This is a genomic window from Rathayibacter sp. AY1A4 (genome assembly GCF_002930955.1).
GTDB lineage: Bacteria > Actinomycetota > Actinomycetes > Actinomycetales > Microbacteriaceae > Rathayibacter.
Window position 1 is genome coordinate 168110 of record NZ_PSTN01000004.1, and the last position, 14151, is coordinate 182260.

Here is a 14151-nt window from a genome sequence, read left to right on the forward strand (position 1 = left end):
TCGGCCGCAGGGCGACCTCCTCCTGGAAGCAGGCACTCCGCCGTGTCCCCGCTCGTTCTGAGGTCCGCCGCCTCCGCGGTCCTCGTCGCCGCCCTGGCGATCACCTCCAGCCCGCTCGCCTCCGCCGCATCGGCGGCCGCGCCGTCGGCCGCCCCCGTCGCCGCATTCGGCGCCGCCTCCGACGCGCCCCGCTCGATCGTGCTCCCCGAGGGGCAGCCGCTCTGGCAGCCCAGCGCCGAGTCCCCCCTGCCCGCCGTGCCGGACGAGGCGCCGAGCGCCGCCCGTGCGAGCGCTGCGGCGTCGATCAGCGGCCGTGTCGTGGTCGAGGAGGCCGACGGCTCGATCGCGACCACCACTCCCCGCGGCGCCCTCCTGAACGTCGAGGTCTGGTCGAGCGAGGCGGGGCTCCTCGGGAACCACTCCGTCGCCGGCGACCTCACCTTCAGCATCGACGGGCTCACCGCCGGGCAGACCTACTACCTGCTGATCAAGGACAACGCCGACCTGTACGCCGACCTCTGGTCCGGCGGCAGCGCCGTCGCCCGCAGCGCCGAGCCGCTCCAGGCCCCTGCGGCCGGCGTGCAGCTGCGCACCGCACGGCTGGGCTCGCTCGAGGGACGCCTGAGCGGCGTCGCGGGCGACCAGCGCGTCGACATCTGGTACCGCGATCCGGGAACCGACGGCTACTTCCGCACCGGCGAGCTCGACCTGATCACGGGCGGCGACAACCCGTACTCGTTCCAGCAGGTCGTCCCCGGCGACTACCTCGTCCGGGCGTCGAGCCGCGACGACGTGATCGACGACAGCTACTGGGACCACGTCCTCCGCTCGGGCGACGCGGGCGACGTGCGCGTCCCGGTCGGCGGATCGGCCGCCGGGATCGACCTCTCGCTGAGCAGCGACTACCAGCAGTACACCGGCCGCCTCGCCGGATCGGACCGCTACGCGACCTCGGTGGAGGCGACGGGCTACTTCTCCCCGGGCATCCCGGTGCTCTACGTGGCCAGCGGGGCGAACTGGCCGGATGCGCTGAGCGCCGGCCCGGCCGCCGCCGCACTCGGAGGCGCGCTCCTGCTCACCGATCCCGATCGCCTGCCTCGGGTCGTCTCCGACGAGATCCGCCGCCTCCGCCCGGAGCGGGTCGTGGTCGTCGGCAGCGAGCTGAGCGTGAGCCCCGGGGTCCTGTCCGCGATCCGCTCGATCGTCGGCGGCACCGAGCGCATCGGCGGGACGGACCGCTACGACACCTCCCGCCGGATCGTCGCGGACGCCTTCGGCGCCGGTCCCTACTCGAACATGTTCGTCGCGACCGGCACGAACTTCCCCGACGCCCTGTCGGCCGCGCCGATCGCCGGCTGGCGTGCGCAGCCCGTGCTGCTGGTCGACGGTGCGACCTCGGGCGCCGACTCCGCGACCGAGACCGCAGTGCGCGACCTGGCGCCGGAGCACGTGGAGTTCCTCGGCGGCGACCCCTCGATCCGGGACGCGTACGTGGCGGACTTCGCGCGTCGCGGCCTCGCCCCCTCGGTCTCGAGGATCGCCGGCCGCGACCGCTACGAGACCAGCGTCGAGCTGAACAGCGCCTACCCCCAGTCGCTGCTGCAGGACAGCGTCTTCCTCGCCGCGGGGTCCTCCTTCGCCGACGCCCTCTCGGGAGCGACGACGGCGGCGGCCCTGGGCTCGTCCGTGCTGCTGACCGAGCGCGACTGCGTGCACGACTCGACGCTGCGCTTCCTGGCCTCCAACTCGAAGAACTACGCGTTCCTGCTCGGCGGGGAGCCGACGCTCACCGAGGACGTGGCGAACCTCCGCAACTGCGAGTACGACTTCTGACGACGCGTGCTCCCGGGGTCCGGGGCTAGGGTTCGAGCATGCCCACGAGCGATGAGACCTGGACCCTGGCCGAGCACGACGTACCGGTGTACCGCAGCGGTGAGGGCGGCCGCGCGCTGATCCTGATCCACGAGGTCTGGGGGGTCGACGGGCACATCCGCTCGGTCGCCGACCGCTACGCGGCCGAGGGCTACAGCGTCGTCGCCCCCGAGCTCCTGGCCGACAGCGGCCTGCTCGAGCAGCTCGACGAGGAGCAGCGCGCCGACTACGACCACCCGGTGCGGCGCCTGCCGCGCCAGGTCGAGCTGCGCACCTTCTTCGCCCCCGTCTTCACTCCGGAGCACGCGACGCGCACCGTCGCGATCCTCCGCGCCCTCGTCGAGCGGCTCCTGCGCCAGGAGGGCGCGACCAGCGTCTCCGTCACCGGGTTCTGCTACGGCGGCACCTTCTCGTGGGCGCTCGCGCTGGCCGAGCCGCGGCTGGCGGCGGCCGTGCCGTTCTACGGGCACGTCACCGCGTCCGCCGAGGAGCTCGGCACGCTGCAGGTGCCGGTGCTGGCGTTCCTGGGCGATCAGGACGCTCCCCTCGTCGAGCAGGTGCCGCGCATCCGCGAGGCGACCGAGGGCAAGGACGTCGAGGTCGTCGTCTACCCGGGAGCGGGCCACGCCTTCTTCAACGACGCGAACGAGCAGACCTACCAGGCCGAGGCGGCGACCGACGCCTGGCCGCGGGCGCTCGCGTTCCTCGGAGCGCACGCGGGCTGAGCGGGCCCTCGACGGACGGCGCAGGGCACAGCGGCACTGAGCTCGCCGACGGCCTGAGTCAGCGCGGCCGGACCGGCAGCCAGCCCCGCCGAGACGCGAGCACGCCCGCCTGGAAGCGGCTCTCGGCGCCGAGCAGCTCGAAGAGACCGGCGATGTGCCGACGGCAGGTGCGCACGCTGAGGTCCAGCCGTGCCGCGAGCGCCTCGTCGGTGAGCCCGGCGGCGAGGCCCTGCAGGATCGACCGCTGCACCGCGGAAAGGGAGGGCTCCTCCTCGGCACCTGCCGCGTGCAGGGGCGCTGCGAACTCCCACGCCGCGTCGAACACGCGCGCCAGGGTCGCCGCGAGCTCGGGGGAGCGGACGACCAGGGCGGCGCGGTCGTCCTCGTCGCGGGAGCGGGCGACGATCGCGAGAGAGCGGTCGAAGACCACCAGCCGGAAGGGCAGCGTCGGGAGGGTCCGGAACCGCGCGCCCAGCGGCTCGAGCTCCGCGACCGAGCGCCGGAGGGCCGCGTTGTCGCGGCGGCGGTCGTGGTACAGCGTCCGCCTCGCGATGCCGCGCCCGAGCAGCTCGCGGTCGACGGCGTCGCTCGCCTCGTGCCGCTCCACGCTGCTGGTGCCGGGAGCGGCGATCAGCACCTCCTCCGAGGCTCCGCGCTGCAGGTCGAGGAGCAGCCGGAGGACGGTCGCCGGGTCCTCGATCACCTCCACCTGCTCCGCGGCGGCGAGGGCGCTGCGGGCGCTCCGGTAGGCGGGGACGAGGGCCATCAGCTCGCTGCGGCGGCGGGTGATCCCGGTCTGCAGCTCGAGGAGGCGCCGCTCGTCGTCGGCGATCAGCTCGGCCAGGGCGATGTCCGGTGCGGCCGTGGCGAGCGACTCCGCCCCCGCGTGCAGCGGAGCGAGCAGCCGGAGCCCGATCAGCTCGTCGCGCGCCTCGCGGAGGCCATCGACGGTGACGCCGAGCTCGTCCGACGCGCTCTCGAGCGACCAGTCTCCGCGCACGGACGCGTGCAGGTACAGCGCGATCGCGTTCTCGCTCAGCACCGGCGGCCCCCCGTTCTCCCGACCCTCCCGAGTGTAGGAGGCGCGCACTCAGCGCCGCCGCGCGAGAACCGCGACGACGGCGAGCTCACCGGCGAGGACCAGCGCCACCGCTCCGAACACGGCCGGGCCGACCAGCGCGGCGAGCGGAGTGAGACCGGCGTTCGCGAGGAGGGGGGCGAGGAGACCGATCACGACGCCGGTGCGGCGGGCGGGGGGCTGCCGGCGGGCGACGGCGACGACGCTCAGGGAGGTCGCGGCGGCGGCCGCGAGCACGAGCACGAGGACAGCCGCGGGGTGCGGCTCCCCGAGCAGGAGCAGCGCGGCCAGCGCGGCCCAGGCGAGGGCGCCTCCGGCGGCGACGGGGCCGAGGTGCGGGGTGGCGGCGGGTGCAGTGGCGGTCATGGTCCGTCCTCTCGTCGTGGTCCTCCGAGCCTCGCGGAGGGCCGTCGGCGGCACCAGATCAGCATCCGGGCACGGCAGCATCCGGACATGCGGCGGACCCCCGGCTCCGCGCGGGGCGGAGGTTCGGGGGCCCACGGGACGTCCGGGCAGGCTCCGGCCGTGGCAGCATCCGGTCAGCCGGCCTCGCGCAGCCTCCCGCCGGCGGGGTGGAGGCTGCGCTGCGCACGGCGCGACGGCGGAGTCGTGGGTGACGTCGACTCCTGCTCCCCGGGCGCCCGCTCTTCCCGGGGCGGTGCCCGCGGTCGTAGGCTCGCGCTCATCCGCAACGGGAGGGGCCGACGATGACCGCCACGAGAGAGACGTCCGCCCCGCCCGAGCTCAAGCGGGTGCTCGGGCCCAAGCTGCTGCTGCTGTTCGTGGTCGGCGACATCCTCGGGACCGGGATCTACGCCCTCACCGGGCAGGTCGCGGCCGAGGTGGGCGGGGCCGCGTGGCTCCCCTTCGTGATCGCGTTCGTCGTCGCCACGCTCACCGCCTGCTCCTACCTGGAGCTGGTGACGAAGTACCCGCAGGCGGCGGGCGCCGCGCTCTACGCGCACAAGGCGTTCGGGATCCACTTCGTCACGTTCCTCGTCTGCTTCACCGTGATGGCGAGCGGGATCACCTCGGCCTCCGCCGCCTCGGGCGCCTTCGCGAGCAACTTCGCGATCGGCTTCGGGCTCGGGGACGGCGCGGGGACGCGGCTGAGCATCGCGCTGGTGTTCATGGTCTGCATCGCCCTGGTGAACCTGCGCGGTGTCGCCGAGAGCGTCGGGCTGAACGTGGTGCTCACCCTGATCGAGCTCTCGGGCCTGCTGCTGGTGATCTTCGTGTGCTTCTTCGCGGTGTTCGGCGGGCAGGCCGACTTCTCGCGGGTGGTCGCGTTCGAGGCGCCGGAGGACAAGTCGCTGCTGCTCGCGGTGAGCACCGCGACCTCGCTGGCGTTCTTCGCGATGGTCGGATTCGAGGACTCCGTGAACATGGCGGAGGAGACGAAGGAGCCCAGCCGCATCTTCCCGCGCGTGATGCTCACGGGTCTCGGCATCACCGCCGTGGTCTACGTGCTCGTGTCCACGCTCGCCGTCGCGATCGTCCCCGTGGGGGAGCTGGCCGGCAACGACACTCCGCTCGTCACGGTCGTCGAGGCCGCGGCGCCCGACTTCCCGATCTCGACGCTCCTGCCCTTCATCTCGCTCTTCGCCGTGGCCAACAGCGCGCTGATCAACATGATGATGGCCAGCCGCCTGCTCTACGGGATGAGCCGCCAGGGCGTGCTGCCGCCGTTCCTGCAGAACGTGCTGCGCGGACGGCGCACGCCGTGGGCGGCGATCCTCTTCACGACGGTGATCGCCCTGCTCCTCACCGCCTACGTGTCGCGCGACCCCTCCGACCCCATCGCGGTGCTGCTGGGCGGGACCACGTCGCTCCTCCTGCTGGCGGTCTTCGCCGTCGTCAACGTCTCCGTGCTGGTGCTGCGGCGGCAGCCGGTCGAGCACCGGCACTTCCGGACCCCCACCGTGCTGCCGGTGCTGGGCACGATCGCCTGCGTCTACCTGGTGCTGCCGATCACCTCGGGACGCGACACGGCCCAGTACGGGATCGCGGGGGTGCTGCTCGTGATCGGCGTCCTGCTCTGGGCGGCGACCTTCATCGACCGGCGGGTCCGCGGCTATGCGCGCACCGCGGCGATCGCTCCGGAGGAGCTCGACGCCGATCCCGCGGAGGACGCATCGGGAGCGCACAGCGACGGCATCGGCCGGTCATAGCCGATCCATAGGGAACTCCCGATACTGGAGTCATGAGCACCCCGGCCCCCTCGAAGCACCTCGCCCCCGCGCAGCGCACCCGCCTGAAGCGGGCCGACGGGACGCCGATCCGCGTCCTCGTCGTCGACGACGAGAGCACCCTCACCGACCTGCTCCAGATGGCTCTGCGCTACGAGGGCTGGGAGGTGCGCACCGCCGCCGAGGGCCGCGCCGCGATCACGATCACCCGCGAGTTCCGGCCCGACGTGATCGTGCTCGACGTGATGCTCCCCGACATCGACGGCCTCCAGGTCCTGCAACGGGTCCGCGCGGACGGCAGCGAGACCCCGGTCCTCTTCCTCACCGCGAAGGACGCGCTCGACGACCGGATCGCCGGGCTCACCGCCGGCGGCGACGACTACGTCACCAAGCCCTTCTCCCTCGAGGAGCTGGTCGCCCGGATGCGCGGCCTCATCCGCCGCAGCACCCTGCTCGCCAACGACGCGGACGACCCCGAGGTCGTCGTGGGTGACCTGGTGCTGAACGAGGACAGCCACGAGGTCCGCCGGGGCGGCGACGAGATCGAGCTGACCGCCACCGAGTTCGAGCTGCTGCGCTTCCTGATGCGCAATCCGCGCCGCGTGCTCAGCAAGGCCCAGATCCTCGACCGGGTCTGGTCGTACGACTTCGGCGGCAAGTCGAGCGTGGTCGAGATCTACATCTCGTACCTGCGCAAGAAGATCGACGCCGGCCGATCGCCGATGATCCACACCGTGCGCGGCGCCGGCTACCTCCTGAAGCCCGCCGACCAGTGAGCCGCACCGGCCGCCCGTCGCTCGGCGACTTCGCGACCCGCTCCGCCCTCCGCGGCTCCCGCCGCGGCCGGCGCGCGCCGTGGACTCTGCGGCGGCGGATGGTCGTCGCCGTGGTCGCGCTCGTCGCGGTGACGGCGGGCGTCGTGGGAGCGGTGAGCGTGCTCTCGGCGCGGTCGATCCTCTACGGCAGCACGGACGCGTCGCTCAGCCAGTCGGTCACGCGCCTCCAGGACTTCGACGGGCCGAGCCGCTTCGGCGGGTCGAGCGCGATCGAGCAGGCCACGACCTGCCCCAGCGGATCCTTCGGCGGCGGCCCGAGCCAGAACCTCAGCACCATCACCGCCGTCCAGGGCTCGGACGGCTCCTTCATCGGCGCCTACGTCGACGCCGACGGGGTCTGCCGGCAGTTCTCGGACCCGGCCGACTCGGTGCTCGCGGCGGCCGTCGCCGCGGGGGGCGAGGAGGCGACCATCGAGCTGCCCGGGAGCCTCGGGACCTACCGCGTGCGCGCGGCGGCGGTCGAGGGCTCCGTCGTCGTCGTCGGCGTCCCCCTGGGCGAGGTCGCCGAGACGCTCGCCTCCCTCACCTGGGTGGTCGTCGTGGTGGTGCTGCTGGCGATGCTGCTGGTCGCCCTCGTCGCCACCGCGATCATCCGCGTGGCACTGCGGCCCCTGGAGCGGGTGGAGGCGACGGCGACCCGCGTGGCCGAGCTGCCGCTGGACCGCGGCGCCGTCGAGCTGGTCGAGCGGGTCCCGGAGGAGGACGCCGACACCCGCACCGAGGTCGGCCGCGTCGGCGCCGCCTTCAACCGCATGCTCGACCACGTCACCGGTGCTCTGGAGTCGCGGCAGGCGAGCGAGGACAAGGTGCGGCAGTTCGTCGCCGACGCCTCGCACGAGCTGCGGACCCCCCTCGCGGCGATCCGCGGCTACGCGGAGCTGCCCCGGCGCGGCGGGACCGAGCTGCCGGAGTCGGCGGCCTACTCCCTCGATCGGATCGAGTCCGCCGCCACCCGGATGACCTCGCTGGTCGAGGACCTCCTCCTGCTCGCCCGCCTCGACGAGGGCCGCGACCTCGAGAAGGAGCCCGTCGACCTGACGCTGCTCGTGATCGAGGCGCTGTCGGACGCGCACGCCGCGGGCCCCGACCACGAGTGGGACCTCGAGCTCCCCGAGGAGCCGATCGAGATCCGCGGCGACGGCTTCCGGCTGCACCAGGTGGTCGCCAATCTGCTGCGGAACGCGACCGTGCACACGCCCCCCGGCACCCGGGTCGTGGCGGCGCTCGCCGAGGAGGTGTCGGAGGGGCGGCCGATCGCAGTCGTGACGGTCACCGATTCCGGCCCGGGCATCGCGCCGGAGCTCGTGCCGGTGCTGTTCGAGCGCTTCGCACGCGGCGACTCCTCCCGAGCGCGCACCACCGGATCGACGGGGCTGGGCCTGGCGATCGTGGCGGCGGTCGTCGACGCCCACGGCGGGCGCGTCCTCGTCGCGTCCGAGCCGGGGCGCACGAGCTTCCGCGTCGAGCTGCCGGCGGGCTGAGGGCCGGGACGGCGGTCTCCCGCCGCCCGCCCTACACCGAGACGCCCAGCCGGCGGCGCGCGTCGTCGAGGGTCCGCACCACGGCGACCACCTCGTCGAGCGGGTGCAGCGGCGACTCGGTGCGCCCCTCCGTCACGTACTGCGCGACGTGCAGCGCCTCCCAGGCGAGGCCCTCGCCGCCCTGGAGCGGCGTCTCGTCGATCCACGACCCGCTCTCGGAGCCGCGGGTGAGCGTCACGCCGCCCGGCGTCCAGAACGACGGGTGCACGTCGATCCGCCCCGCTCGCCCCGCGACGCTCGCCGCGTGGCGGGTGTCGGCCAGCACGGTCGAGGTGGCCACCGACTGCACCCCGTGCGCGTGGCTGCCGACGATCGTCGCGGTCGCGTCGACGCCGGTCGAGGTCATGCTGCCGGCGACGACGGTGCTCTGCGGGGTGCCCGCCACCATCGAGACGAAGGAGGAGGCGTAGACGCCGACGTCCAGCAGGCCGCCGCCCGCGAGCGCCGGGTCGAAGATCCGGCTGGAGGGGTCGAAGTCGAAGGCGGCGCCGAAGTCGGCCGAGACGACGGCGGGCGCGCCGACCGCCCCGTCGGCGAGCAGCTGCCGCACGACGTCCATGTGCGGCAGGTAGCGCATCCACATCGCCTCCATCGCGAAGACTCCGGCGTCGCGCGCGGCGTGCACGATCATCTCGGCCTCGCCCGGGGTCGGCGCGAACGGCTTCTCGACCAGGATGTGCTTGCCCGCGGCGATGGCGAGCAGTGCCTGGCGGGCGTGCTCCGAGTGCGGGGAGGCGATGTAGACCACGTCGACCTCCGGATCCTCGACCACGGCCTCGTAGCCGGCCGAGGCCCGCTCGATCCCGAACCGGCTCGCGAACCGCTCCGCGCGCTCCAGCGAGCGGGAGCCCACCGAGACCACGCGCTGCCGCGTGTGCTTCTGCAGCGCCTCGACGAACGAGCCGGCGATCGAGCCGGGCGCGATCACCCCCCAGCGCAGGACGGGGGAGTCGAGGAGGGAGGGGAGTCGGGGCTCGGGGAGCGTCAGTGCCATGCGTCCACGCTAGGGCCCCGTGCCCGGCGGGGGCGAGGGGGTGCGCGGCGGTCCCCTAGGGTGTGACGGCACGCGCAGTCGCGGGCGGAGGAGGACGTCATGCCCGAGTGGTACACCCTGGGCGTCGTCGCCCTCGTGATCGTCGTGGTGGTCGTCGCGATCGTGCGCTTCCGGTTCAACCCGGTGCTGGCGCTGGCCGTGGGAGCCGCCGCGATCGGCCTGCTCACCGGGCTCGGCCCCGTCGACACCGTCTCCACGATGACCACCGGCTTCGGCGAGGTGATGATGGAGGCGGGCCTCCTGATCGGCTGGGGCGTGCTCATCGGCGCGATGCTCAACGAGATGGGCGCCGTCGTCCGGCTCGTCGAGGGCCTGCTGCGCGTCTTCGGCCGCCGCGGGATCCCCTACGCGCTGGGCCTCTCCTTCGCCACCTACCTGCAGACGATCTTCGTCGACGCGCTGATCGTGATCGCGGCCCCGCTCGCCCGCCGGATCGCGCCGCGGCTGGGGCGCGCGGGCACCGGCATCGTCGCCGTGACCTTCGCCGTCGGGCTCGAGACGGGCATCGTGATGATGGTGCCCGGCTTCGCCGCGGTCGCGCTCGCGGGGCTGCTCGGAGTGCCGCTGGGCGTGATGATGCTCGGCGGATTCGCGGTGGTGGCGCCGACGGTCGTGGTCACGATCCTGCTGATGTCGCTCGCGTTCCGCCTCGGCTTCTGGGACCCGGCGCGCGACGAGCAGCTGGTCGTGCGCGACGACACGACCGGGCTCGCGACGGTGGGGGCGTCGCCCGCCGCGGACGGCGGACGGCTGCCGTCGTTCGGAGCGCGGGGGAGCGGCGGGGCGTCCTCGAGCGGAGTCGGAGCGGCATCGGGCGGCTCGTCCGGCTCGTCCGTCGAGGACGCGGCGGGTCCCGCCGAGGCGCAGGACGCCCACGCCGCCCGCGAGCGCCCGCTCCTGTTCCTCTTCGCGCCCATGCTCCTCGCCCTCCTGCTCATCGCCGCGCAGGCGGTGCTCACCGTCTCCGGGGTCGAGCTGCCGGTGCTGCAGTTCCTCGGGAACCCCGTCATCGCGCTCCTCCTCGCCGTGATCGGCACCGGAGTGGTCGGCCGGTCCACCGTGGGAACCGCGCGGATGGAGAAGGCGGTCGCCAAGGGCTTCCAGGACGGTGGGCAGATCTTCCTGCTCACCGGCGTCGGCGGGGCGCTCGCCGCGGTGATCGCGCAGGGTGACCTCGGCGAGATCCTGAAGGGCTACTTCTCGACCTCGGCGACCGCGCCGCTGCTGCTCGTCTGGGTGATGGCGGCCGTGCTGCACATCGCGGTCGGCTCGGTCACCCTCTCGGCGATCACGGCGGCCGGAGTCGTCGCACCCGTCGCCGCCACGCTCGGCCTCGACCCTCTGCTGATCGCGCTCGCCGCGGGTTCCGGCGCGCTGTTCTGCATCCACGTCACCTCGAACACCTTCTGGCTGCTGCAGAGCTTCCTCGGCCAGTCGGTCCGCGGCGCTCTCAAGTCCGTGACCGTCGGCGTCTCCCTCGCCTCCGTCCTCGCGCTCGGCGCCACGCTCGTCCTCTCCCTCTTCCTCTGACCGGGCCCTCCCTCCTCCTTCCGCCGGATGCCACTCGGGTACTCGAGTCGCCGGGCCAGGCGTACCGAAGAGGCATCTCGCGGAGGTGACCCGGCCGACACGTGACGGAAACATGGAGCCTCTATCTTCCTGAGAGGGTTCACATCCGATTCGGAGATCCAGACGCCGACGGGGGCCCGATCCGTTCCGTCACGCCTCGACAAGGGAAGAACTCCGCTTGAGATCTCGAACCGCCCTCGCCTCCGGATGCGCCGCGCTCGCGCTCGCCGCCGGCGGCCTCCTGGTCGCCCCGCCGGCGACCGCCACGACGACAGCACCCGCCGACTACACCCGCGTGGACATCGTGCGTCCTCCGTCCGCTCCGATCGCGGTGCCGACCAGCTACCCGCAGCAGACCCCGCTGACCGAGGTGCCCGTCGACCCGACCGATGCCTCGCTCCTGCGCGGAGTCACCCCCTACGACGCCATCGCGCCGCAGCTGAACGCGCTCGCCGCCCGCTCCGACCGGGTCTCGACCCAGGTGGTCGGGAAGTCCGGCCTCGGCCGCGACATCTACCTGGTCACCGTCACCGCCCCCGAGACCGAGGCCGAGACGGCGCAGCAGGCCGAGTGGCGCGACCGGCTCAAGTACGAGCCCGCCGCCGCGGCCGCCGACGCCGAGCTGATGGACGGCTACAAGGTGCCGGTCTGGTTCAACGGCAACATCCACGGCAACGAGTGGGAGGGCAGCGACGCGATCCTCGAGTACATCGAGGGCGTCGCCACCGCCGAGGACGCGGAGACCGAGGCGCTGCTCGAGGGCAACCGCCTCTACTTCACCGTCACCAACAACCCCGACGGCCGCGCCCTCGGCCAGCGCGCCGTCGCCGCGGGCTACGACCCGAACCGCGACATGATCACCGGAGCCACCAGCGAGGCGGCCGTGATCCGCGACCTCTCGAGCGTGCTCCAGCCCACGTACTTCATCGACATCCACGGCTACACCGGGATCCTCCAGGTCGAGCCCTGCGGCCCGCCGCACGGCGAGAACTACGAGTACGACCTCTTCCTCCCGCACGCCTACGCGACCGCGCTCGAGATCGAGCGCCGCGTCGTCGAGGCCGACGTGCCCGGCAACACCTACCTCGCCGAGGACGGCAGCGCCACCACGGACAACACCGGGAAGATCCTCATCCCCTACCGCGACATCCGCGCGGGCTGGGACGACTGGCCCCCCATCTTCGCCCCGCAGTACGTCGCCTTCCAGGGCGCGATCACCAACACGGTGGAGCTTCCGCTCGGCCGCACGGCCAACAGCACTCCGGAGGAGATCGCCCAGGGCCAGGCCAACGCGGACATCGACGTCGAGGTCGCCGGGATCGTCATGGACGCCTCCGTCGACTACATCGAGGCCAACCGCGACGCGCTCCTGAGCAACCAGGTCGCCATCTTCGAGCGCGGCGTCACCGGCGCCCCCGCCGTCGAGATCCCCGCCGACGTCTCCGCGGCCGACCTGCCCGCGGGCGTGCCGACCGAGTGGACCGAGATCTGGGACGAGACCGACGTCTACACGACCGAGTACCCGCGCGCCTACGTCATCCCCGTCGACGGCACGCAGCGCTCCGTCTCGGACGCCGAGACCCTCGTCGCGCAGCTGCTCGCCCACGGCGTCGAGGTGTCGCGGACCACGGCCGCCACGAGCGTCGAAGGAGTCTCCTACCCCGCGGGCACCTACCTGGTCGACATGCACCAGTCGGTCCGCGGCCTCGCCAACGTCCTCCTCGCCGACGGCAGCGACATCTCGAGCCGCGTGCCCGAGATGTACGACGTCTCGGCCTGGAGCCTCTCGCTCCTCTGGGGCGCCGACGTGCAGGCGATCGGCTCCACCACCGACGCCCTCCCGGCCGTCGGCCTGGAGCCGGTGACCGCCGTGGCTCCGGTCGGCTCCGTCCCGGCAGGCGCCGACTACCTCGCCTTCGAGCCGCGCGGCGTCCTGGAGTACCAGGCCGTCAACGCGCTGCTGGCCGACGGCGTCGCCCTCGAGCAGTTCGAGGACGGCACGATCGCCCTCCGTGCAGACGCCGCCGGGCTCGCGGCCGCCGAGGGAGCCGCCGCCGTCTTCGGCGTCGACTTCACGGCGACCACCGCCGACCGCGTGCGCGCCGAGGACGGGAAGGCGCTCGACGCCCTCCGCGTCGCCTACTCCGGCACGAACGAGGACCGCGACGCGCTGGCCAAGCTCGGCTTCGCCGACGCGGTCGCCGTCGACGCGGCCGCGCTCACCGCGGGCACCGCGACCCTCGAGGGCGCCGACGTGCTCTACGTGGGACGCGCCCTCTCCTTCACCGCGGAGCAGGCCGTGGGCCGCACCGTGGTCGAGGAGTTCCTCGCGGCGGGCGGCGACGTCGTCGGCCGCGGCGGCGCAGGAGCGGCCTTCGTGTCCGACTTCGGCCTGGCCGAGCTGACTGCGCAGACCGGCACGAGCGGCTCCAACGGCATCGTCTCGGTCGAGACGCCCGGCGGCGGAGTCCTCGGCGACTACCCGCAGGACACCGCGTTCGTCTCGCCGGCACTGTGGTTCGCCGGCTTCGACGAGTCGGTCGCGGTCGAGCAGAGCTACTCGGAGGACGGCACGTTCGTCGCCGGGCACTGGGTCGACTCCGACGGGCAGTCCCGGAGCGACGCGGCCGGGCAGGCCTCGGCCGTCTCGTTCTCGACGGAGTCGGGCACCGAGGGCTTCCTCTTCGGCACCTCGCCGGTGTTCCGCAACCACCCGGTCGGAGCGTTCAGCGACGTCGCCCGGGCGCTGCTCGCCGTGGCGCCGGAGGGCGCCGCCGTCGAGCTGCCGGGGACTTCGGAGCCCACGCCGACGCCGGAGCCGACCGGCTCGCCGGAGCCGACCGCGACTCCCGAGCCGACCGCGACGCCTGAGCCGACCGCGACGCCGGAGCCCACGGCGGCTCCTGAGCCGACGGCGACTCCTGAGCCGACCGTGACGCCCGAGCCGACCGCGAGCCCCGAGCCCACGGCGACCCCGGAGCCCACCGTCGTGCCGACGGCCGGACCGACCGCCACGGCCGCGCCGATCACCGCACCGACCGGCCCCGGCGGCCTCCCCTCCACCGGAGTGGAGACCGGCTCCTGGCTGCTGCTCTCGGGAGGGGCTGTCGCCCTCGGCCTCGGCTCGCTCCTGATCGCCCGCAGCCGTCGCCGCGAGGACCAGGAGGCCTAGCCTCCGCCTCGGGGAGGGATCGGGCAGGAACTCGGCGAAGACCCCTCCGAGCAGCGGGCCCAGCGAGAGTCCGCCGAGGTTCACCGCGCCCGAGATCGACGCGGCGACGATCGTG

At 73.6% G+C, this 14151-nt stretch carries 10 protein-coding genes; 7 read left to right on the forward strand and 3 right to left on the reverse strand.

Features of this window, described 5'->3' with window-relative positions:
- The first annotated feature begins 42 nt into the window (after positions 1–42).
- Both C5B92_RS04435 and C5B92_RS04440 read left to right on the forward strand, forming a co-directional pair.
- Entirely contained in the window at positions 43–1833 is a 1791-nt protein-coding gene (locus C5B92_RS04435; RefSeq protein ID WP_104350105.1) for a cell wall-binding repeat-containing protein, read from the forward strand.
- Between the two features lie 38 nt (positions 1834–1871).
- The gene (locus C5B92_RS04440; protein WP_104254825.1) at positions 1872–2597 is read left to right on the forward strand and encodes a dienelactone hydrolase family protein; all 726 of its coding nucleotides are present in this window, start codon (positions 1872–1874) and stop codon (positions 2595–2597) included.
- A 58-nt stretch (positions 2598–2655) separates the two neighbouring features.
- Here C5B92_RS04440 and C5B92_RS04445 read toward each other — a convergent pair whose 3' ends face one another.
- Complete coding sequence (locus tag C5B92_RS04445; RefSeq protein WP_104254824.1) at positions 2656–3639, reverse strand: LuxR C-terminal-related transcriptional regulator; 984 nt, start codon at positions 3637–3639, stop codon at positions 2656–2658.
- Positions 3640–3687: 48 nt separating this feature from the next.
- Entirely contained in the window at positions 3688–4041 is a 354-nt protein-coding gene (locus tag C5B92_RS04450; protein ID WP_104247765.1) for a hypothetical protein, read from the reverse strand.
- A 341-nt stretch (positions 4042–4382) separates the two neighbouring features.
- Here C5B92_RS04450 and C5B92_RS04455 point away from each other — a divergent pair, with 341 nt between their 5' ends.
- From C5B92_RS04455 to C5B92_RS04465, 3 genes are read left to right on the forward strand one after another with little or no spacing between them, the layout of a single operon-like run.
- Complete coding sequence (locus C5B92_RS04455; protein ID WP_104247764.1) at positions 4383–5846, forward strand: APC family permease; 1464 nt, start codon at positions 4383–4385, stop codon at positions 5844–5846.
- A gap of 32 nt (positions 5847–5878) precedes the next feature.
- Positions 5879–6640 (forward strand): response regulator transcription factor, encoded by a 762-nt coding sequence (locus tag C5B92_RS04460; protein WP_104223650.1) that lies wholly within the window; start codon positions 5879–5881, stop codon positions 6638–6640.
- The gene (locus C5B92_RS04465) at positions 6637–8181 is read left to right on the forward strand and encodes a cell wall metabolism sensor histidine kinase WalK (protein WP_219814158.1); all 1545 of its coding nucleotides are present in this window, start codon (positions 6637–6639) and stop codon (positions 8179–8181) included. The genes C5B92_RS04460 and C5B92_RS04465 overlap by 4 nt, the downstream gene beginning before the upstream one ends.
- A gap of 31 nt (positions 8182–8212) precedes the next feature.
- Here C5B92_RS04465 and C5B92_RS04470 read toward each other — a convergent pair whose 3' ends face one another.
- A complete protein-coding gene (locus C5B92_RS04470) occupies positions 8213–9235 on the reverse strand; it encodes a Gfo/Idh/MocA family protein (protein ID WP_104223651.1) in 1023 nt (340 codons plus the stop codon).
- A 99-nt stretch (positions 9236–9334) separates the two neighbouring features.
- Between C5B92_RS04470 and C5B92_RS04475 the strand changes: the two genes are divergently transcribed.
- A complete protein-coding gene (locus C5B92_RS04475) occupies positions 9335–10825 on the forward strand; it encodes a GntP family permease (RefSeq protein WP_104350106.1) in 1491 nt (496 codons plus the stop codon).
- 217 nt (positions 10826–11042) lie between these two features.
- Positions 11043–14036 (forward strand): M14 family zinc carboxypeptidase, encoded by a 2994-nt coding sequence (locus C5B92_RS04480; protein ID WP_104350107.1) that lies wholly within the window; start codon positions 11043–11045, stop codon positions 14034–14036.
- Positions 14037–14151 lie beyond the last annotated feature (115 nt).

What these genes read in the sequence shown, in the direction of transcription:
- C5B92_RS04440 (WP_104254825.1), top strand. Translation starts at nt 1,872, where the DNA reads ATGCCCACGAGCGATGAGACCTGGACCCTGGCCGAGCACGACGTACCG.
- C5B92_RS04450 (WP_104247765.1), bottom strand. Translation starts at nt 4,041, where the DNA reads ATGACCGCCACTGCACCCGCCGCCACCCCGCACCTCGGCCCCGTCGCC.
- C5B92_RS04455 (WP_104247764.1), top strand. Translation starts at nt 4,383, where the DNA reads ATGACCGCCACGAGAGAGACGTCCGCCCCGCCCGAGCTCAAGCGGGTG.
- C5B92_RS04460 (WP_104223650.1), top strand. Translation starts at nt 5,879, where the DNA reads ATGAGCACCCCGGCCCCCTCGAAGCACCTCGCCCCCGCGCAGCGCACC.
- C5B92_RS04470 (WP_104223651.1), bottom strand. Translation starts at nt 9,235, where the DNA reads ATGGCACTGACGCTCCCCGAGCCCCGACTCCCCTCCCTCCTCGACTCC.
- C5B92_RS04475 (WP_104350106.1), top strand. Translation starts at nt 9,335, where the DNA reads ATGCCCGAGTGGTACACCCTGGGCGTCGTCGCCCTCGTGATCGTCGTG.